At 32.9% G+C, this 21370-nt stretch carries 16 protein-coding genes and 9 tRNA genes; all 25 read left to right on the top strand.

Annotation, left to right across the window (positions count from 1 at the left end; all coding sequences use genetic code 11):
• The first annotated feature begins 56 nt into the window (after window positions 1–56).
• Window positions 57–145, top strand: a tRNA-Leu gene (locus J2Z44_RS13955).
• A gap of 5 nt (window positions 146–150) precedes the next feature.
• Window positions 151–226: transfer RNA gene (locus J2Z44_RS13950), tRNA-Met, on the top strand.
• A gap of 4 nt (window positions 227–230) precedes the next feature.
• Window positions 231–307 (top strand) — tRNA-Met (locus J2Z44_RS13945).
• Between the two features lie 86 nt (window positions 308–393).
• Window positions 394–482 (top strand) — tRNA-Leu (locus tag J2Z44_RS13940).
• A gap of 6 nt (window positions 483–488) precedes the next feature.
• A tRNA-Met gene (locus tag J2Z44_RS13935) sits at window positions 489–564 on the top strand.
• A gap of 22 nt (window positions 565–586) precedes the next feature.
• Window positions 587–675 (top strand) — tRNA-Leu (locus tag J2Z44_RS13930).
• Between the two features lie 5 nt (window positions 676–680).
• Window positions 681–756: transfer RNA gene (locus J2Z44_RS13925), tRNA-Met, on the top strand.
• 5 nt (window positions 757–761) lie between these two features.
• Window positions 762–838: transfer RNA gene (locus J2Z44_RS13920), tRNA-Met, on the top strand.
• A gap of 496 nt (window positions 839–1334) precedes the next feature.
• Window positions 1335–3743 carry a stage II sporulation protein E gene (gene spoIIE / locus J2Z44_RS13915; RefSeq protein ID WP_021284264.1) on the top strand — a complete coding sequence of 803 codons (2409 nt, stop codon included), beginning with the start codon at window positions 1335–1337 and terminating at the stop codon, window positions 3741–3743.
• A 370-nt stretch (window positions 3744–4113) separates the two neighbouring features.
• Complete coding sequence (tilS, locus tag J2Z44_RS13910) at window positions 4114–5634, top strand: tRNA lysidine(34) synthetase TilS (RefSeq protein WP_021284265.1); 1521 nt, start codon at window positions 4114–4116, stop codon at window positions 5632–5634.
• Window positions 5627–6166, top strand: coding sequence for a hypoxanthine phosphoribosyltransferase (hpt, locus tag J2Z44_RS13905; RefSeq protein ID WP_021284266.1), 540 nt, complete (start codon window positions 5627–5629; stop codon window positions 6164–6166). Before tilS ends, hpt begins: the two co-directional genes overlap by 8 nt.
• Before the next feature lie 282 nt (window positions 6167–6448).
• Window positions 6449–8452: an ATP-dependent zinc metalloprotease FtsH gene (ftsH, locus tag J2Z44_RS13900; RefSeq protein WP_021282512.1), complete on the top strand. Its 2004-nt coding sequence runs from the start codon at window positions 6449–6451 to the stop codon at window positions 8450–8452.
• Between the two features lie 603 nt (window positions 8453–9055).
• A complete protein-coding gene (locus J2Z44_RS13895; protein ID WP_021282513.1) occupies window positions 9056–9436 on the top strand; it encodes a thioesterase family protein in 381 nt (126 codons plus the stop codon).
• A gap of 28 nt (window positions 9437–9464) precedes the next feature.
• Window positions 9465–11135 (top strand): formate--tetrahydrofolate ligase, encoded by a 1671-nt coding sequence (locus J2Z44_RS13890; protein WP_021282514.1) that lies wholly within the window; start codon window positions 9465–9467, stop codon window positions 11133–11135.
• Between the two features lie 512 nt (window positions 11136–11647).
• The gene (locus J2Z44_RS13885; protein WP_021282515.1) at window positions 11648–13132 is read left to right on the top strand and encodes an acyl-CoA carboxylase subunit beta; all 1485 of its coding nucleotides are present in this window, start codon (window positions 11648–11650) and stop codon (window positions 13130–13132) included.
• 12 nt (window positions 13133–13144) lie between these two features.
• Window positions 13145–13516: an OadG family protein gene (locus J2Z44_RS13880; protein ID WP_021282516.1), complete on the top strand. Its 372-nt coding sequence runs from the start codon at window positions 13145–13147 to the stop codon at window positions 13514–13516.
• Window positions 13517–13529: 13 nt separating this feature from the next.
• Window positions 13530–13946 carry a biotin/lipoyl-containing protein gene (locus tag J2Z44_RS13875; RefSeq protein ID WP_021282517.1) on the top strand — a complete coding sequence of 139 codons (417 nt, stop codon included), beginning with the start codon at window positions 13530–13532 and terminating at the stop codon, window positions 13944–13946.
• A gap of 380 nt (window positions 13947–14326) precedes the next feature.
• Entirely contained in the window at window positions 14327–15466 is a 1140-nt protein-coding gene (locus J2Z44_RS13870; protein ID WP_021282518.1) for a sodium ion-translocating decarboxylase subunit beta, read from the top strand.
• A gap of 118 nt (window positions 15467–15584) precedes the next feature.
• Window positions 15585–15764: a hypothetical protein gene (locus tag J2Z44_RS13865; RefSeq protein ID WP_021282519.1), complete on the top strand. Its 180-nt coding sequence runs from the start codon at window positions 15585–15587 to the stop codon at window positions 15762–15764.
• Between the two features lie 5 nt (window positions 15765–15769).
• Entirely contained in the window at window positions 15770–15976 is a 207-nt protein-coding gene (locus J2Z44_RS13860) for a hypothetical protein (protein WP_021282520.1), read from the top strand.
• A 457-nt stretch (window positions 15977–16433) separates the two neighbouring features.
• Window positions 16434–17213, top strand: a complete 780-nt coding sequence (locus J2Z44_RS13855; RefSeq protein WP_021282521.1) for a type III pantothenate kinase — start codon at window positions 16434–16436, stop codon at window positions 17211–17213.
• A 297-nt stretch (window positions 17214–17510) separates the two neighbouring features.
• Entirely contained in the window at window positions 17511–18494 is a 984-nt protein-coding gene (gene dusB / locus J2Z44_RS13850; RefSeq protein WP_209649689.1) for a tRNA dihydrouridine synthase DusB, read from the top strand.
• A 243-nt stretch (window positions 18495–18737) separates the two neighbouring features.
• Window positions 18738–19220: a transcription elongation factor GreA gene (greA, locus tag J2Z44_RS13845; RefSeq protein WP_021281703.1), complete on the top strand. Its 483-nt coding sequence runs from the start codon at window positions 18738–18740 to the stop codon at window positions 19218–19220.
• A gap of 11 nt (window positions 19221–19231) precedes the next feature.
• Window positions 19232–20779, top strand: coding sequence for a lysine--tRNA ligase (gene lysS / locus J2Z44_RS13840; protein WP_021281704.1), 1548 nt, complete (start codon window positions 19232–19234; stop codon window positions 20777–20779).
• A gap of 366 nt (window positions 20780–21145) precedes the next feature.
• Window positions 21146–21220: transfer RNA gene (locus J2Z44_RS13835), tRNA-Asn, on the top strand.
• The last annotated feature ends 150 nt before the right edge of the window (window positions 21221–21370 follow it).

Raw genomic sequence — 21370 nt, 5'->3', positions numbered from 1 at the left:
GATGCTATGACTTATAATAAATATTGTCGCTGAGAGGTGACGGAAACATAAAACTAGCTGAAGTGGCGGAACAGGCAGACGCACAGGACTTAAAATCCTGCGGTGGTTAAACACCGTACCGGTTCGATTCCGGTCTTCAGCACCAAATATCGCGGGGTGGAGCAGCTGGTAGCTCGTCGGGCTCATAACCCGAAGGTCGTAGGTTCAAGTCCTGCCCCCGCAACCAACATGGCGGAATAGCTCAGCTGGCTAGAGCATTCGGTTCATACCCGAAGTGTCGTAGGTTCAAGTCCTATTTCCGCTACCATATTTCTAATCAATATATTTGGTTGAAAGTTTTATATATCCTACAATGTAGGAAGTCACGGTAACTACTGTTACTGTAAATGAATTGCTGAAGTGGCGGAACAGGCAGACGCACAGGACTTAAAATCCTGCGGTGGTTAAACACCGTACCGGTTCGATTCCGGTCTTCAGCACCAAAATATCGCGGGGTGGAGCAGCTGGTAGCTCGTCGGGCTCATAACCCGAAGGTCGTAGGTTCAAGTCCTGCCCCCGCAACCATAATTCTAATTGCCTTTAATATGCTGAAGTGGCGGAACAGGCAGACGCACAGGACTTAAAATCCTGCGGTGGTTAAACACCGTACCGGTTCGATTCCGGTCTTCAGTACCAAATGTCGCGGGGTGGAGCAGCTGGTAGCTCGTCGGGCTCATAACCCGAAGGTCGTAGGTTCAAGTCCTGCCCCCGCAACCATACATGGCGGAATAGCTCAGCTGGCTAGAGCATTCGGTTCATACCCGAAGTGTCGTAGGTTCAAGTCCTATTTCCGCTACCAAACAAAAACTCACAACTTTAGTTGTGAGTTTTTTAATTTTTCTTGTATAACCAAAGATAAGCAGTTTATATAATAAAAGACATTGATCCTCAAATAGGTTAAATATTGGAAATAAGTATTTTTAGTCTTTCGCTAATTAAAATTATATATAGTAGTCTAAATTAATAGTATATGCATAGTTTTCAAGTTTTATAAAATAAGTTTTCATCATGAAAAACTTAAAAAAATTATATACCGACAGAATTATTCACAGAAGTTATCAACAAATTTTTATTAACTCATTATTGGATGTTAATAACTTTTAATGAAAAACCTTTGATAAGTAGTGTTCTGTAATAAAATGGAAAAATAAAGAAGCGCATAAAAATAATTATATGTAAAAAAATTACAATTTATTGTCATACAGTTTTTGGAAACTGACCACATGAAATGACATTTATTACCAATAACCTTTGTTATAATGAAGTTGTAATTTAAAGGGGTGGGTGATTATTTTATGCAATACGGAGCAGAGTTAAAGGCATATGAAAGAATTAATAAATCAAAGGAAGTTAAGAAGAACCAGTCAGAAGCTTACAATAGGGTTTTGGCAAAAAGTATTACCTTTTTGGTAATGTCTATTTTAATTAGTAGAACCATGCTTATTAATAAATCAGCACCCTTTGGTGTGGCATTTTTAGCAGTGGTACTCTTAATGGAAGATAATAGATTATCTTTGATAACATCTTTAGGAACTATTCTAGGATATATAACACTTAGAGGTACTTTAGATAATACCTTTATGTATATAACCTTAGTTCCTACTATAACCTTAGTAGCTATAATAACAAATAGTTTTCTAAAGAAATCTACAGAGAGAATGCTTTTAGGTTTTGTGACTTTGGTAACCATTTTAGGTTATAACTTTTTTATAAGAGAATACAGTACACTAATGGCTTTAGGAGTAACTTTTATTGAGTCACTTTGTATTGTCCCAGTGTATTTTATTATAGATTATAGTGTTGGATGCTTTAGAGAAGTAAAGACAAAACATTTGTTTTCCAATGAAGAACTTATTTCTATGAGTATATTAGCTTCTTTTATGGTAGCAGGAATGTGGAACATAAATGTTTTTGGAATTTCCCTATTAAACATATTTAGCCTACTTATTGTACTAGGGATTAGTTATGTTTGCGGCTCAACGGTAGGTGCAGCTTCAGGTATATCTATGGGAGTAATAGTTGGAATGTCAAACAACACTATATTTGTTTATGCAAGTATGTTAGGGATTTGTGGATTAGTTGGAGGATTATTTAAAGAAGGTGGAAAACTTCTCACTCTTCTTTCTTCCTTAGTGGTATTTGCAATAATGAAGATATATACTGTAAGTTATAGTCTTGAAGGAAATACTCAGTTAATGATTATAGAAGCAGTAATTGCAGCTGTTGCCTTTTTAGCAATACCTGAAAAAATTTATGAAATGATAGTTAATGAAGTTGATAGTGAGAAAAAAGGTCAGTCAATTGACCAAAACTATGTAGATAAAATAAGAGGTATATTTGTTGATAGATTAGATCAGTTTTCCGAAGTTCTTATAAATATGTCTAGTATACTAAATAATTTAGCTGATAATGACAAATTAGATATGAAGAGTAAGAGCAGTGCATTAATTGAAAATCTTGCTAATAGGGTTTGCGGAAGTTGTAACACCAATTGCATTTGTTGGAATAGAGAAATGCACCATACCTATTCTGCTTTTGGGGATCTTCTAGAGGTAGTGCAAAGTGGTGGGGGAGAATTTCCTCAGGAGCTTGAAAGAAAATGCATAAAAAAGGCATCATTAATTAGAAATGCTGAGGATATTGTAAATAAATACATTATTAGTGAAATGTGGAGAAGCAGATTGGCTGAAGGAAGAGAGTTATTAGCAAATCAATTTAACAATATGGCTAAGTCAGTAGAGGAAATTGTAGATGAGTTTGCTACTGATTTAAAAGAGGACAAGGAATCAGAAAAAAATATTATGAGAATGTTAGATAAACATGGTATAGAATACAATGATGTATTTTGTATTAATGATAAAAAAGGGAGACTGACTATTCAGCTTACTACCAAAAGCTGTGATGGAATAGGAATTTGTGTAAAAACTATGTTACCTCTTATAAACGACAGTCTAGGAAAAGTTATGATGTTTAAAGATGATGGTTGTAGAATTGATCCAGTAACCAAACATTGCACAGCTACTTTTGAAGAAGCTACTAAGTTTCAAGTTAAAACCTATGCAGCAAGACAATGTAAAGATGGACAAACTACTTATGGGGATAGCTTTAGTTTTGGGAGAGTTAAGGATGGAAGTTACATGGTAGTATTAAGTGATGGTATGGGTTCGGGGCCACAAGCAGGGCGTGAGAGTGAAGCGGCTGTGGAACTTATTGAAAAGTTTACTGGCGCTGGCTTTAGTAAAACAACAGCTATTAATACAGTAAATTCTATAATGACTCTAAAGTTTTCTGAAGAAGAAAAGTTTTCTACGGTAGATTTGAGTAGTATTGATTTATATACTGGAGAGATTGACTTTATGAAAGTTGGAGCAGTAGCTAGTATAATTAAAAGTGATGATACTGTAGATATTATAAAATCGAAAACACTACCCATTGGAATTTTAGATAAGGCTGACATTGAAGTTCATAAGAAGACACTTAAGCACGGAGACATAGTTGTTATGCTTAGTGATGGTGTTCTTGACTATGATGATGAAAGTTGTGGTAAGGTAGATTGGGTTTTAGATTATATTTGTAGAAACGATGGTCTAACTCCAAGAGATTTAGCAGAAGGAATTATTGCTGAGGCTAAAAAGTTGAGTGGCAATAAAGTTAAGGATGATATGACAGTAGTGGTTTCAAAGATTTATGGTGCTGCGGCTTAATATTAGAAATAAGCACATTGAAAAGGTATGATTAAAATCACTATCCAAAACTAAGGTTTTAGATAGTGATTTTATTTGTGGGTAATATTTATCTAATAATAAATAAGTTAATTTAGAAGAAGGACTTTAAAAATGATTTAACTTGAGCGAGACTGCTTATAAAAAATATGTGAAAACGTATTTTATTTTTAAGTTTTAGTGATAAAGTATTCTAATACATACATAAAATTGATATAGTTTAATACATATTGGGAATTTTACTAAGAATAAAATGAATAATATAATAAAATTTAATTTTGTATAATAATATTTAATTTTCATAGTGTTTATGGTATTATGTGTTAAAAAATATATTATAGGAAGTGTTTCCATGCTGAAAAAAGTTACTAATACAATAGAAAAATATAATATGCTTAATAAAGGAGATAAAGTTATTGTAGCTTTATCTGGAGGTCCAGATTCTATGAGCCTTCTTCATAGCCTTTATATGCTTAGGGAACAATATGAATTAACTCTTTATGCGGCTCATGTTAATCACATGTTAAGAGGTGAAGACTCAGATAATGACGAAAGAGCTAGCAGGAAGTTTTGTGAAAAGTATAACATTGAATTTTTCTCGAGGGCTGTAGATATAGATAGAGTTTCTAAAGAAAAGAATATATCTCATGAGATGGCTGGGAGAGAAGCAAGATATGAGTTTTTTCAGGAACTTATAAGAGATTTAAAAGGAAATAAAATTGCATTAGCCCATAATTTGAATGACCAAGCGGAAACTGTGTTAATGAGAATTATGAGAGGTAGTGGAGTGGAAGGTCTGGTAGGAATAAAACCTGTAAGGGGACATATTTTTATAAGACCTCTAATACAAACTAGTAGAAGAGAAATAGAAGAGTATTGTAGTGAGAATAATCTTCCTGTAAGAATAGATAAGACAAACCTTGAAAGCATATATACAAGAAATAAAATAAGACTTGAACTAATTCCTTACATAGAAAACAACTTTAATGATGATATTATTAATACTTTAAGTAGAATGGCAGCATTGTTAAGTACAGATAGTGATTATTTGGAGGAAGAATCTTCTAAAAATTTTCAAAAGTACTGTGACGTTACTGAGGAAAAGGTTATAATATATAAGGATGCTTTTAACCTTCATCCTGCACTTCTTAATAGATTGCTAAGAAAGGCTGTTTTAAAGGTTAAAGGAGATTTATATAATTTAGAAAGCAAGCACGTAGAAAATGTTTTAGACATACAAAAAACTACCACAGGGAAATTTACTAGGCTTCCTGGTGGCATAATTTGCTCAAATGTGTACAAAGATATACATTTACAAAAGGAAGTAAAAAAAATAAGAGATAATAGACTAGAGTCTATGAATTTCAAGAGTGGGGAAAGTAAGGATATTAATTTTAAATTATGCAACAATGAACTAAAAAACTTAAATGAAAATGAAGACATGTCAATAAGTCTACATATAGGGGAAAATATTATTGATGAAATTAATAAAAAATTTATTTTAACAGTAATAAAAAACCGTGATTATTCAAAGATTAAAAGTGGAGATACACTAAAGTACTTTGATTATGATAAAATAAAAGGTAATGTTGTGATAAGATTTAGAAAAGAAGGAGATAGATTTTCACCTTTAGGAATGAAAGGAAGTAAAAAGCTTAAAGATATTTTTATGGATTTGAAAATTCCTAGAGAAAAAAGAGATTTAATTCCTCTTTTATGTTTTGAAGAAGAAATAAGTTGGATTATTGGGTACAGAGTTAGTGATAAATTTAAAATTGATAAACATACTAATAATATATTAGAAGTAAGATGTATTGACATAAAAAATAATATTGATACATTCAAGGTGGAAAGGCAGGAAGTTTATGAATAACCAAATCAAAGAAGTTCTTCTAAGTGAAGAAGTTATTAAAGAAAAAGTTAAAGTTATGGGAGCTAAGATTACTGAGGACTACAGAGGAAAGGATTTAATAGTTCTAGGAATCCTTAAGGGCTCAGTGTTCTTTATGTCAGATTTAATGAAGGAGATAAAAATCCCTTGTAAAATGGATTTTATGGCAGTATCTAGCTATGGGGATGCTACTGAATCTTCGGGGATCGTTAAAATTATAAAGGACTTAGATTTTGAAATAAAAGGTAAGGATGTGCTAATCGTTGAGGATATCATAGACTCTGGAATTACCTTAAAATACTTAATGAAGTATTTATCAGCTAGAAACCCTAATAGTTTAGAAATAGCATGTTTGCTTAATAAACCAGAAAGAAGAAAGGAAGAATTGCAGGTTAAATACCTAGGCTTTGATGTACCAGACTACTTCCTTGTGGGTTATGGACTTGATTATGCAGAAAACTATAGAAATCTGCCCTTTGTAGGAATTTTAGATGAGAAGGTTTATAAGAAATAATTTACATAAGGCATTTTCAAAAAATAAATAAGTCAGTATGTTTGTCTATTTTGAGTTATACTGCGTCAACAGAACCCTTAGATAGCTCTACTATCTGCGGAACCTGTTTCCTTGCCGCACAAGCTTGCTTGTGAACCCAAAATATCCTTCACATCTTTGACTTGTTATTTATTTTCAAATGCCTAAAATAATGTATTAATCCTAATATATTGTTGTAAACCAAAATTTCCTATGTTAGAATTTTTAAGTAAAATAATTACTAGAAAGAGAGGGGGACCTTAAATGAAAAAATTTTCTAGCGCAACAGTATGGTTACTAGTTTTAATATTGGTAATTTTTTCTGCCCTTACCCTATTTGATGGAGCTGGAAATGTTAAATCCATTGACGTAAAAGAATTTGAAACTTATATGAAAGATAAAAAGGTGACTGAAGTTAAATTATCAGATACTGAGAGAACTTTAGTTGGTAAACTAGATGATGGAACACAGTTTAGTGTAAATATAATTAGAGAAAGATATTTAGATATTGTTAGGCAATATCCAAATGAAAATCTAAGAGAGAACTATACACCACCAACTTCAATTCCAGTGTGGTTAAATTTCTTACCTAGCTTGCTTCTGATTTTAGTAGTAGTGGTGTTTTGGGCCATGTTCATGAACCAATCAAGTGGCGGTGGCGGTGGCGGCCGTGGAGTTATGAACTTTGGTAAAAGCAGAGCCAAAATGGCTACTCCAGATAAGAAAAAGGTAACCTTCAATGACGTGGCTGGAGCTGATGAAGAAAAGGCAGAACTTGAAGAAGTAGTAGACTTTTTAAAGAGTCCAAAGAGATATATAGAAGTTGGAGCAAGAATTCCTAAAGGAATACTTTTAGTTGGACCTCCAGGAACAGGAAAAACTCTGCTTGCAAAAGCAGTAGCTGGTGAAGCGGGAGTTCCATTCTTTAGCATATCTGGTTCAGACTTTGTTGAAATGTTTGTAGGAGTAGGAGCTTCAAGAGTTAGAGACTTATTTGAGCAAGCTAAAAAAAATGCACCTTGTATTATCTTTATAGATGAGATTGATGCAGTAGGAAGACAAAGAGGTGCAGGACTTGGTGGCGGACATGATGAAAGAGAGCAAACTTTAAACCAACTTTTAGTTGAGATGGATGGTTTTGGAGTTAATGAAGGAATTATTATGGTAGCTGCAACAAATAGACCAGATATTCTTGACCCTGCACTATTAAGAGCTGGAAGATTTGATAGACAAATTGTAGTAGGTGCACCTGATGTTAAGGGAAGAGAAGAAATATTAAAGGTTCATTCAAGAAATAAGCCTTTAAGTTCAGAAGTTAAACTTGATATACTAGCTAAGAGAACTCCAGGTTTTACGGGAGCAGACCTTGAAAACTTATTGAATGAATCAGCACTTTTAACCGTTAGAAATCGTAAAAAAGTTATTGATATGGTAGAGCTTGAAGAAGCTATTACAAGAGTAATTGCAGGACCAGAGAAAAAATCAAGAGTTATAAGTGATAAGGATAAGAGATTAACAGCTTATCACGAAGCAGGTCATGCTGTAGTTTCTAAGTACCTTCCAAACTCATATGCTGTTCATGAAATAAGCATAATTCCAAGAGGAATGGCTGGAGGTTATACTCTACATTTACCAGATGAAGATACTTCTTATACTTCTAGATCTAAACTAAAGGATGAAATGGTTGGTCTTTTAGGTGGTAGAGTAGCTGAAGCTATTATATTAAAAGAAATCAGTACTGGAGCTAAAAATGATATTGATAGAACTACATCTATAGCTAAGAAGATGGTTATGGAATATGGTATGAGCGATGTACTAGGACCAATATCCTTTGGTAAGGATGATAGTGAAGTATTCTTAGGAAGAGATATTGGAAGAGCTAGAGACTTCTCAGATGAAGTAGCTTCAACTATTGATAGAGAAATTAGAGGACTAATTACTGAGGCTTACCAAAGAGCAGAAAAAATTCTTAATGAAAATATTGATAAGTTACATGATGTAGCTAAAGCATTATTGGAAAAAGAGAAGCTTACTGCTGAAGAATTTAATGCTATTATGGAAGGCAAGTCTCTTGATGAAATTGCAGTTGATAAGCTTATAAAAGATAGCTCTGAGAAAGCAAGAGAAGGTTTAGAAAACTCTCTTGAAGCTGTTCCGACTTCGGAGAACTTAATAAAAGATAACATGAAAGTTATTGATGGTGCATCCATAGATAGTATAAATGAAGAAGTTTCTATGGAAGAGAATAATCAAGAAAACAATCAATAATAATGGACTCCTATACATTCTGTATGGGAGTTTTTTTATGCTATAGAAATAGGAGTTAAAATTTAACTTATACATGAATCATACTCTGGTTCTATTGAGGGGGGGCAGGTTGAATAAATTAAACTTCCACTGAGGAGAACTATATTGGTAAGTAAACTTAATACTTGGCATATTTTTAAATCTAAAATTATTTGCAATTTAAATAATCTATACACTTACATCAAGTTCAGCTTTTCTATCTATTTTCAAGAATCCTTATATTCAAAGTAATAGTTTAAATGTTGAAGTAGAAAATAGATTTTATTTTATAATAAATCAAATTAAATTTGGAGATTTAGTAGTTTAGTAAATTTGATGAATGGTGGCAATGTGAGAAAATTAAGAGAAGAAAAGTGCAAGAAATAAATACGAACAAAAAATAAAAATATGAGAAAAATGTTCGTTTAACGAGGACGAGGGATGTAGACTCGAAAAAAGTCGTTAAACCTACTTCTACAAGTGTGTACTCTAGTTTTAAAATTGTGATATAATAAAATAGTTAATTAACAGATTATGACATTAACATTCAGAAGGTTCACAATTCAAAGTTAGGAGCTTAAGGGTATGGGGAATAAATTAAGGGAAGGTATTAGTGCTATTATAGAAAAGGTTGTTAGCGAAAATGAGGCTGCAAGTAAATATGGTGCCACAGGCATAGAGGTTTACGCAACACCTGCTATGATTGCACTTATGGAAAATACAGCTAAAAGTGCTGTGGATTTGCACTTGAGTTATGGGTATACTACTGTAGGGACTGAGGTGTGTATAAAGCATTTAAAAGCTACACCTGTAGGAAGTAAAGTAAGGTGTGAAGCTGTGGTGGATAATATAGACGGGAAAAAGATATTATTTTCGGTTCAGGTATGGGACGGAAAAGGGCTAATTGGTGAGGGAACTCACATTAGATATATTGTGAATATTGAAAAATTCATGAGCAAGCTTTAAAATTTATTAAGTTTAGGAGGATGCACAGATGTTTAGTGATATTGAAATAGCACAAAAGGCTAAAATGAAACCAATATTAGAGGTTGGTACAAGTATTGGTTTAACAGAAGATGATATTGAACTTTATGGAAAATACAAAGGGAAAATTTCTTTGGATGTATTAAAAAGAAATGAAAGCAAAGAAGATGGAAAACTTATTTTAGTTACAGCTATAAACCCTACACCAGCAGGAGAAGGAAAATCTACTGTTACAATAGGGCTTGGACAAGCATTATGCAGCATAGGAAAAAATGCAGTAATTGCTTTAAGAGAACCTTCTTTAGGTCCAGTATTTGGAGTAAAGGGAGGAGCAGCTGGAGGTGGGTATGCTCAAGTAGTTCCAATGGAAGATATCAATCTTCATTTTACGGGGGATATGCATGCAATAACAGCAGCTAACAACCTTCTTTCGGCAGCTATAGATAATCACATACATCAAGGCAATGAACTTAGAATTGATTCAAGAAGAATTATTTTCAAGAGAGTTTTAGACATGAATGATAGAGCATTGAGAAGTATTGTAGTAGGCTTAGGAGGAACACCAAATGGCTTCTTAAGAGAAGATGGATTTACTATTACGGTAGCTTCAGAGGTTATGGCTATATTATGTCTTTCAAAAGATTTAATGGATTTAAAAGAGAGATTTGGACGTATACTAGTAGCCTATGATTTAGATGGAAATCCAGTATACTGTAAGGATTTAAAGGTTCAAGGAGCAATGGCTACTTTAATGAAAGATGCAATTAAGCCAAATCTTGTACAAACTCTTGATAATACACCTGCAATAATCCATGGAGGACCTTTTGCTAATATTGCTCATGGCTGCAATAGTATACTTGCTACTAAAATGGCTTTAAAGCTTGGAGATTATGTGGTTACAGAAGCAGGGTTTGGGGCAGATTTAGGTGCAGAAAAGTTCTTTGATATAAAGTGTAGATTTGGAGGATTAAAGCCAAGCTGTGCAGTGATAGTTGCCACCATTAGAGCTCTTAAGCATCATGGTGGAGTTAAAAAAGATAGCTTAAATGTTCCAAATGTAGAAGCTTTAGCTAAAGGGATTGTAAATTTAGAAAAGCAAATTGAAAATGTAAAAAAATATGGCGTTCCTGTGGTAGTAGCTATAAATAAATTTATTTCTGACAGTGATGAAGAAGTTGGATTTGTTCAAGGCTTCTGTGAGTCCTTAGGGGTAGAAGTTTCTCTTACAGAAGTATGGGAAAAGGGAGCATTAGGTGGACAGGACCTTGCTAACAAAGTTCTTAAAACTATAGAAACTGAGAAGAGTAATTTCAAGGTTTTATATGATGAGAATTTAAGTATTAAAGAAAAAATAGAAACTATTGCTAAAGAAATATATGGAGCAGATGGTGTAGAGTTTTCACCAGCTGCGAAAAAGCAAATTGGGGAAATAGAGAGATTAGGGCTTCATAAAGTTCCAATTTGTGTTGCTAAGACGCAAAATTCTCTTTCGGACAATCCAGGTTTACTAGGAAGACCAACAGGGTTTAATATATCGGTTAAAGAAGTTAAGCTTTCTAATGGAGCTGGTTTTGTTGTAGCGTTAACTGGTACTATAATGACTATGCCAGGACTTCCAAAGGTACCATCAGCTGCAAAGATAGATATTGAAGAAGATGGAACTATCTATGGATTATTTTAATATAAAAATAAAAAAATAATAAGTTTTCAAAGAGACTATATTAAAAGGTTTTAATTACTTTTTATTAGTCTCTTTTGTTTTATGGAGTAACATTTATATAGGAGTAACATTTTGGGGCAGAAGAAACTTTGATAAGATACTAAGAGTGGAAACATTTATGGCATATCCTAAAAAGTACAATTAATTGAAGCTTATTCGAATAAAATGTATACATACTTTCTATTAGAGGAGAAAGACGAATTTGTATTTTAACTTAATAATTTAGTTTTAGGTATAAATTATTGGGATATGCAAAAATTAAGAATGGATAAATAATAAATAAAAGTTATTTTAAAGGATTAGAAAATAAGTGGTTAAGTAGATTTCAAATGTGATTTTTTATATTTACGACCTCTACATAAATAAAGGAATTCACAGAAAAATGAAGTTAAACTTGCAATCTTATGTACAAATACCAGAAATTATGCTATTATTATACAGGGAAAAAGTAATAAAAGTCAGGAGGCAATGAAATGAATAAACTTGAAGTGTTCCATTCAATTAGGGATAAAGCACACCAAGGCGGAGGAAATGAAAAAATCCAAATGCAACATAATTTAAATAAAATTACAGCAAGAGAGAGAATTGCCCTATTATTAGATGGAGGTTCTTTTATAGAGTTAGGTGCCTTAGTTTCAGGAGATGCAGCAGTGGTTACAGGCTATGGAACTGTAGATGGAAAATTAGTTTATGTTTATAGTTATGACTACACTGTTGAGGGTGGAGCTTTTAATAAAGCTATGGCTAAGAAGATATGTAATTTACTTGACCATGCAGGAAAAATGGGAGCTCCAGTAATTCAAATAATAGATTCTATAGGTGCTAAACTAAGTGAAGGCATAGAGCTTTTATCTTCTTATGGAATGGTATTAAAAAGAATAGGAAAACTTAATGGAGTTATTCCACAAATTTCAATTATATGCGGACCATGCTATGGAATAGCAGCACTTGGAGCTACAATGACTGATTTTACTGTAGCTGTTAATAATATTGGAGAAATTGGAGTTAATACTGGTGAGAAAATAGGTTCTATGGAAGAAAGATACATAGATTCATCCATGTTTAGCGATGGAAATTATGGAAGCAAAAGTGGAAATGCCAATTTCTTAGCTGAAAATGAAGAGGAAGCTTTTGAAATCGGAAGAACTATAATTAATTATTTACCAAGTAACAATCTAGAAGCACCATGGCTTGGAGAAGAAGATAACAATTTAAATCTTTCAAAAGCTAATTTAGATGAAATGGTAGCTAATGATAATTATTCAATGGATACAATCATAAGTAATCTTGCTGATGAAGGCAGTATTTTAGAAGTGAATAGAGAATTCGTTGAAAGTTTTAAAACTGGGTTAATTAAAATAAATGGATTAACTGTAGGAGCAATATGGAATAGTTTTGTAAAATCAAAGATAACTAATGAGGGAATCATGAAAGTGGCTAGCTTTGTTAGATTATGTGACAGCTTCAACATTCCTGTTTTATCTTTAGTAGATACTAATGGTTTTGCTGTAAGTCTTGAAGAAGAAAGAAAAGGGCTTGGAAGAAATGCAGGTAAGTTACTTTATAGTTTAATAGATGCAACTGTGCCAAAGGTTTCACTTATAATTGGAGAAGCTAATGGAGCTGGTTATGTAGCATTAGCAGGAAAAGAAGCTGCTTTTGATGTTACTCTTGCTTGGCCGAGTGCAAAAATTTCTCTAACTAATCCAGAGGACCAGATAAAGATTATGTATAGAGCTGAAATAATGTCTTCACCAGATCCAAAGGTGAAAGAGAAAGAAGTAGTAGAAAGATATATGGAGGAAGTAGTTAGCCCATTTAAAGCAGCAGAGTTAGGATTAGTTGATGATATTATTAATCCAAATGAAACTAAGCAAAGAGTATTTGCAATATTAGATATGCTGCAAAGTAAGAGAGAGTTAAACTACCCTAAAAAACACGGAAGCACATTAGTTTAGGGAGGGATTAACATGAATGAATCGATAGCAAGCAAATTTGCTTCTTCACTAAATGTTTCTTTTGTTGCTATGATCATAGTATTTTCAATTTTAATAATACTATGGCTTGTAATTAGATCTCAAAGCTTTTTATTAGGAGTGAGAAAAGACTCTAATGAGGAAAAAAGTGAAAGCTTAAATGTAGCGAAAGAAGAAAAAATAGAAGAAGTTGTAGAAGTTATAGATATGAGCAAAGAATATGAAATAGTAGCGGCAATAATAGCGGCACTATCTGCAGACCTCGATGTACCGGCATCAGGATTAAATATTAAAAGTATAAAGAGAGTAAATACTTTAAGCTCGAATTGGCAGAAAACTTCTATAGGTGAGAAGTTAAATAATTAGGGAGGATTAGATTATGAAAAGATATAATGTTACTGTTAATGGGAATACATACCAAGTAGAGGTGGAGGAAGTTAAAGGGGAATTTACACAACCAGTAGCCCCAACACCAGCTCCAGTTGCTGTTCAGCAGCCTGTAGCAGCACCACAACAAACGGCAGCACCAGCGCCAGCTCCAGTTGAAGCACCAAAGCCAGCTGCAAAAGCAACTAATGCTTCAGGAGAGAAAATTGAGTGCCCAATGCCTGGAACTATAGTTAAGGTTAATGTTACAGAAGGTGCTACAATTAAAAAAGGTGATGTACTAGTAGTATTAGAAGCAATGAAAATGGAAAACGAAATTATGTCTCCAGTAGATGGAACAGTAGCTCAAGTAAATGTAGCAAAGGGTGCAGCAGTTAACTCAGGAGATTTACTTGTTGTAATATCCTAATAATGCATTTAATTTAGATTTGAAAAGTCTAAATTAGTTTTAAAAACTTGGAAAATAATAAAATAAAAAACTTAGACAGACTAAGTGGGGAGTTTAACTTTCTATTTAGAATTATAAGTTGATAAGCTACTTATTCATATATAAAAACATTAAGGAAACCAAGGGATGCTTAGATATAGTTTAAGTCATAGCCTTGGTTTCTTACAAAGTAAGGCATTTATTTAACGTATAGCTTATTAATAAATTTCATCATTACTTGAGTATTGAGGTGAGTTTAGCTATGGTGAAGTAAATGCTAAATGGATTAATTTTATTCAACATTTTAGGGACTAGTTTAGATTTAGCTTTAAATAATATGTTGAAGAGTAGGAGGTTGTTTAATGAATGTTTTTGACGTATTAAAGGATTTGATAAGTACTTCAGGTTTTGCTAACATACAGGGTAATGAGCTAATTATGATTGGTATTTCTTTAGTATTAATATATCTTGCTATTGGAAAGGAGTTTGAACCATTACTATTACTTCCAATAGCCTTTGGAATGCTCCTTACTAACCTACCAGTAGTAGATATTATGGCAGCACCAGTAAATGGAGAGCCGGGTGGATTATTACATTATCTTTCGAGAGGGGTAAAATGGGAGATATTCCCTCCCCTTATATTCCTAGGTGTTGGAGCTATGACGGACTTCGGTCCATTATTAGCCAACCCTTCCAGTGTTCTTATGGGAGCTGGTGCACAGTTCGGAATATTCTTTGCTTATACTGTGGCTATTCTTTTAGGATTTACACCACAAGAAGCATCATCAATAGGGATTATAGGTGGAGCAGATGGACCAACAGCAATATTCTTAACAAATAAATTAGCGCCACATTTGCTTGGTCCAATTGCAGTTGCAGCTTACTCATATATGGCTTTAGTGCCAGTTATTCAACCGCCAATTATGAGATTGATGACAACAGAGGAAGAAAGAAAAATAAAGATGGGACAATTAAGACAAGTAAAAAGAATAGAAAAAATAGTATTTCCTGTATTAGTTACTATTTTAGTTGTTTTGTTTATTCCCTCTTTAATTTCTCTTATAGGAATGTTGATGCTTGGTAACCTATTTAGAGAATCAGGAGTAGTTGGAAGATTAACTGATACAGCTCAAAATGCCTTGATTAATATAATAACTATATTTTTAGGACTCTCAGTAGGGGCAACTGCAAAAGCAGACGTATTTGTAAGGGTAGACACAATAAAAATAATATGCTTAGGTGTTCTCGCTTTCGCCTTTGCAACCTTTGGAGGACTTGTTATTGGTAAGATTATGTGCAAGATTACAAAGGGGAAAATTAATCCTCTTATAGGGTCTGCTGGAGTTTCAGCAGTACCTATGGCAGCCAGGGTGTCTCAAATAGAGGGGCAAAAGGCAGATCCAAGTAACTTTTTATTGATGAATGCCATGGGCCCTAATGTAGCTGGAGTTATTGGTAGTGCAATAGCGGCAGGAGTTCTGCTGTCACTTTTCGGTGGTTAAGTTAAAGAGCAAATTTTGTTCAAATGTTAATAATCTTTTAAAAGAGTTTATACTAGGCTTTAGCAAGTATAGACTCTTTTTTTATGGATAGTATATGAGAAAAGGAGGTGCTACTAATATGATTCCAAAGAAAGCTTCTGTAATAACTTCTCTTATAGAGAAGGAAACCTTACTGATTAATCAGTATGAGGAATACTTAAAAACTGTTGAAAATACGCCTAAGTATGATACAGTAAAGACACTCATTGAAAGGCACAATAACCACATTTGGACTTTAGAAAAACTCTTAAGGAGGTAGTTAAAATGTATAAAGAAAACCGTAGCCACAAGGAGCAAGTTTTAAGGAACAAGAGAATAACCAATAGTGAAAATGCACTAAAGAAGCTATATATGGATCTTTTATATAATGAAAGAGAAGGTACTATTAAACAAGAAGTATTTAATATTTTTAAAGATGAAGTAGATATAATAGACATAATAAATTCGGAAAAACAGTGGGCAGTAGAGTAGACACTTTAATATACATAAAGAATTTTGACTTAAAAAATATTTTAGATAAATGGATTTAATTATAGAAAAATTAAATTTTGGCTTAAAAGATAATTGCAAAGTTGTGGCATCAGAGACTTTTAAGTTTAGAAACCACAAGTAATTTTAACTTTCTTCAAAGAGCGGTGATTAATATATTTGTTTATGCAAATGGGGGAGTGGAGTATTTTAGTTTTAAGTACGGTTATTAGTATACGACTATATAAGTAGATTGTTTTATCAATTTAAGTTTAAAGTATGCTTAAAGGGAGAAAATCTCAATATAGAAAGTTTAATCCACAATTACTGGCTAAGGTAATGATATAAGCAACTTGACAAATGAGATTTACTTGTTACAATTAAATTGATATTTTAAATGAACAGTTAGTTTTTAAAAGCAGCTTAATAGCTGCTTTTAATTATATAGGGGTGAATTGAAATGATATTAGTTTTAGATGTTGGAAACACAAATATTGTACTGGGTATTTATCAGGAAAAAAAATTACTAGTTGAATGGAGATTGTCTACAGACTATAAAAGAACTGCTGATGAGTATGCAATACAGGTAACTCAACTGTTTTATCAAAGTGGAGTAGATATGAAGAGTATAGAAGGGGTAATAATTTCTTCTGTAGTACCTAATATTATGTACTCCTTAGAACATATGATAAGAAAATATTTTAATACTACTCCAATAATTGTTGGACCGGGGGTTAAAACCGGAATTAATATAAAATATGATAATCCCAAAGAAGTTGGAGCCGATAGGATTGTCAATGCTGTAGCAGCTTATGATACTTATAAAAAGGCGCTGATTATAATTGACTTTGGAACGGCTACAACCTTTTGTGCTATAGCAAAAAATGGAGATTATTTAGGTGGAACTATTTGTCCAGGAATAAAAATATCCTCAGAAGCATTGTTTGAAAGAGCAGCAAAGCTTCCAAGGGTAGAACTAGTTAAACCTGATACCGTAATATGTAAAAATACAATAGCTAGTATGCAAGCCGGAATAATTTATGGTTATATTGGTCAAGTGGACTATATAGTTGATAAGATGAAAAAGGAAATGCAAGCTAAAGGAGAAGAAGTGCCAATAGTTGTTGCAACTGGAGGACTAGCTAAGTTAATTGCTAAAGATTCAAATACTATTGATAAAGTTGAACCATTCTTAACCTTAGATGGCTTAAGAATAATTTATCAAAAAAATATAGAGTGATAAATTTGTAATAATAACTTTATACTAGTAGTATTATTACTTATATATAATAAAATCGTGTTTGAAATAAAGCAAGTTGCTTTCTAAAATGGGTATACTGAATACTAATCTTGGAAAAGCGTGATTAATTGTAAAGCTGATTAAGTAGAAGGATTTTAAGTTAGTAGTGATAGATTTCTAAGTTTTTGGCAATTGTTGCTGTGCTTAAAATAAAGACTTAACTGTAATAATACTTAGAAAGATAAATGTAACTTATTAATAAGATTACTCTAAAAAGACTAAAGAATAGGTGAGAAAATGAAAATAGGGAGTCTTTATTTTGAAAATGAAGTATCCTTAGCTCCTATGGCTGGTGTAACAGATATTGCCTTTAGAGGAATTTGTAAAGAGATGGGCTGTGGTCTAGTATACACAGAAATGGTTAGTGCTAAAGGATTGTTTTATAATAGTAAGAACACCGAAAGTCTGATGAGGATATCAGAAGAGGAAAAGCCAGTGGCGCTTCAGATTTTCGGGAGTGATCCTAAGATTATGGCGCATGCTTGTGAAGTTTTTAATACTATGGAAGATATATGTATTGTAGATGTGAATATGGGATGTCCTGTACCAAAGATAGTTAAAAATGGAGAAGGCTCAGCATTGATGAGAAATCCTAAGCTTGCAGCTGAAATAGTAAGAGAAATGAAAAAGGTATCAAAGAAACCTGTGACAGTGAAGTTTAGAAAGGGTTTCGATGAGAATAATGTTAATGCGGTGGAGTTTGGTAAAGCTTTAGAAGAAGCGGGAGCGGATGCCATTGCTGTTCATGGAAGAACTAGGGAACAGATGTATGAAGGTAAAGCGGATTGGGATATAATAAAAAAGGTTAAGGAAGGCGTTAGTATTCCTGTAATAGGTAATGGAGACGTATTTTCTGCTGAGGCTGCTCTGAAATTAAAAGAATACACTGATTGTGATGGAATAATGGTAGCTAGGGGTGCTATGGGTAATCCTTGGATATTTAAGCAAATACAGCAGGGTTTACAGGGTAAGGCTATTATAGAACCTTCTCCAATAGATAAGGTAAATATGTGTATTTTGCATCTTGAATTAGCCATGAAGTACTTTGAAGAAATAAAGGCTGTTAGAGAAATGAGGAAACATATTGCTTGGTACATTAAAGGTTTAAGATATTGTACTGAAATAAAGGATAGAGTTAATTCCTCAACTGAATATGAAGATGTATTAGGAATTTTGAATGACTATAAAAGTTCTCTAATAGAGGGCGAGGGTAATTTCTAGAGTTTCCCTTACCTATTATTGACAATGCAGTAAGTGTGTTTTATAATAACTTAAAGCATTTAAAAGAAAGAATAAATAATTTATTTTATAAAGTATAATATTAAAGAAATCATAGAGGTATATCATTTTTAAATAGATTTTAAAGTAACCAAAATTGATTCATTTTAAATTAAGTTTTACATGGTCTCAATGAAATTTCTATTGAAAATGTAGCTTTATTATATAATTAAAGGGGAGAGAAAAATGAGCGATTCTAAAAAATATGTAATGACTTATGAGGGAATAAAGAAGCTTGAGGAAGAATTAGAATACTTAAAAACCGTTAAAAGAAAAGAAATAACTGAAAAGATTAAGGTTGCTTTAGGATATGGAGATTTAAGTGAGAACTCGGAATATGATGAAGCTAAAAATGAGCAGGCCTTTGTTGAAGGAAGAATAATTCAACTTGAAAATATGCTTAGAAATGCATCGGTAGTTGATGAAAGTGAAATAGAAAAAGATGTAGTTAGCATTGGTGCAGTAGTTAGAGTTAAAGACTATGAGTTTGATGAGATAGAAGAATATCATATTGTTGGTTCTGCAGAAGCTGATCCAATGGAAAATAAAATATCTAATGAGTCACCAGTAGGTAAGGCCCTTGTAGGTAAAAAAGTGGGAGAGATAGTAGAGGTTGTTGTTCCAGATGGAATAAACAAGTATGAAGTGTTAGAAATAAAAAGAGCATAGGAGGAATTTAGATGTCTACAGGAGAAAACAATGTAAATGTACCTGAGCTAGAAGTTGAAAATGAACAACATCAAGAAGCTGAGTTTAATGAACAAGTAAGGATTAGAAGACAAAAGCTTGCAGAATTACAAGCTGAAGGAAAAGATCCATTTGATGTGTACAAAGTTGAAAGAACTCATACTTCTCAGCAGGCTAAAGAAGAGTTTGAAGCTATGGAAGCTTCTGGAGAAGAAAAAACTGTTACTATAGCAGGAAGACTTATGTCCAAGAGGATCCAAGGTAAAGCTGGATTCTGTGATGTTCACGATAGATACGGAAAAATTCAAGTTTATATAAGATTAGATGGCGTTGGAGAAGAGCAATTTAAAGATGCTAAGACTTTTGACATTGGGGATTTCTTATCAGTAACAGGAAAAGTTTTCAGAACAAAAACTGGAGAAATATCTGTAAAGGCTACTGATGTTCAGCTTATAGCAAAATCTTTAAAACCACTACCTGAAAAGTGGCATGGATTAAAAAATCCTGACTTAAAATATAGACAAAGGGAAGTAGATCTAGTTATGAACCAAGAGGTTAGAGATACTTTCATGAAGAGAATAAAAATAATCAGTGGTATCAGAGAGTTCCTTGATAGTAGAGGATATTTAGAGGTTGAAACTCCTATTCTTTCGCCTATAGCTGGTGGAGCTGCGGCAAGACCATTTACTACTCACCACAATGCATTAGATATAGATATGTACTTAAGGATTGCTACTGAGTTATATCTAAAAAGATGTATAGTTGGTGGTTTTGAAAAAGTTTATGATATGGGTAAAAACTTCAGAAATGAAGGAATTGATATAAGACATAACCCAGAGTTTACAATGATAGAACTTTACGAAGCTTATGCTGATTATAATGATATGATGAAAATTACTGAAGATTTAATAGCTCATGTATGTATGAAGGTTCATGGTACAACTAAAATTACATACCAAGGAACAGAATTAGACCTTACTCCACCATGGAGAAGAATCACTATGGTAGATGCTGTTAAGGAGTATGCTGGAGTAGACTTTACACAAGTTAAAACTGATGAAGATGCTAGAGTTATTGCTAAAGAAAAACACTTAGAATTCAAAAAAGAATTAAAAGATTGTACAAAGGCAGATGTATTGAATGCTTTATTTGAAGAATATGCAGAAGAGCATTTAATTCAGCCAACCTTCCTTTGCGACTATCCTGTAGAAATATCACCACTTACAAAGAAAAAGCGTGGTAATGATGAGTTTACTGAGAGATTTGAAGGTTTCATCTATGGAAGAGAAATATGTAATGCTTACTCAGAACTTAATGATCCAATAGTTCAAAGAGATAGATTTATGCAACAATTAAGAGAAAGAGAACTTGGAGATGATGAAGCATACATGATAGATGAAGAGTTCATGAATGCTCTTGAAGTTGGTATGCCACCAACTGGAGGTCTTGGAATAGGAATAGATAGAATAGTAATGTTCTTAACAGACTCTTATTCAATAAGAGATGTAATCTTATTCCCAACAATGAAACCAATACAATAGTATAAAATAGTAGCTAAGTAATTAAGCTGTTATTCTAAGAAGGGAACCGAAGATAGGGGTTAGTTATATGACAACCATCTTGGTTCCCTTTAATTTTTTTAGGATGAATAAACTCTCTTTATCTGGAGAAGCTATATGTAGCTAGCTTATTATAGTAACTAAAACATATATAACAAAAGACCGTAGCGATTTGTGAATTATAAATCATCATAACAGGGTTTAGTGAGTCCTTTAGTGATAAGTAGGGGGATATTTCTGTAATTATAACAGATATAGAAAAATGCTATAAAAAATATAAAAAAAGTTTCAAAAAAGTGTTGTAATTTTTGAGAAAGTTGATATAATATATCTTGTAAGGCATAATATTCCGCGATAGCTCAACGGTGGAGCACTCGGCTGTTAACCGATAGGTTGGAGGTTCGAATCCTCTTCGCGGAGCCATTTTTTTATTTTTGAGAGATTATAGTTAGAATTTCAGGATTGGTTTAATGCCAATCTTTTTTTATTATATAGGAAATTCAACTTTTTTTGCGCTAGCAAAATGCCTGGAAGGCCTTGGAATTGTTGCTTTTGAGAGTTTGTGTAAAAAAA

The sequence above is a fragment of the Clostridium punense genome (assembly GCF_017874425.1).
Classification (GTDB): domain Bacteria; phylum Bacillota; class Clostridia; order Clostridiales; family Clostridiaceae; genus Clostridium_J; species Clostridium_J punense.
Note: the sequence above shows the minus strand (reverse complement) of the source record. Positions and strands in the feature narration are given on the sequence as shown.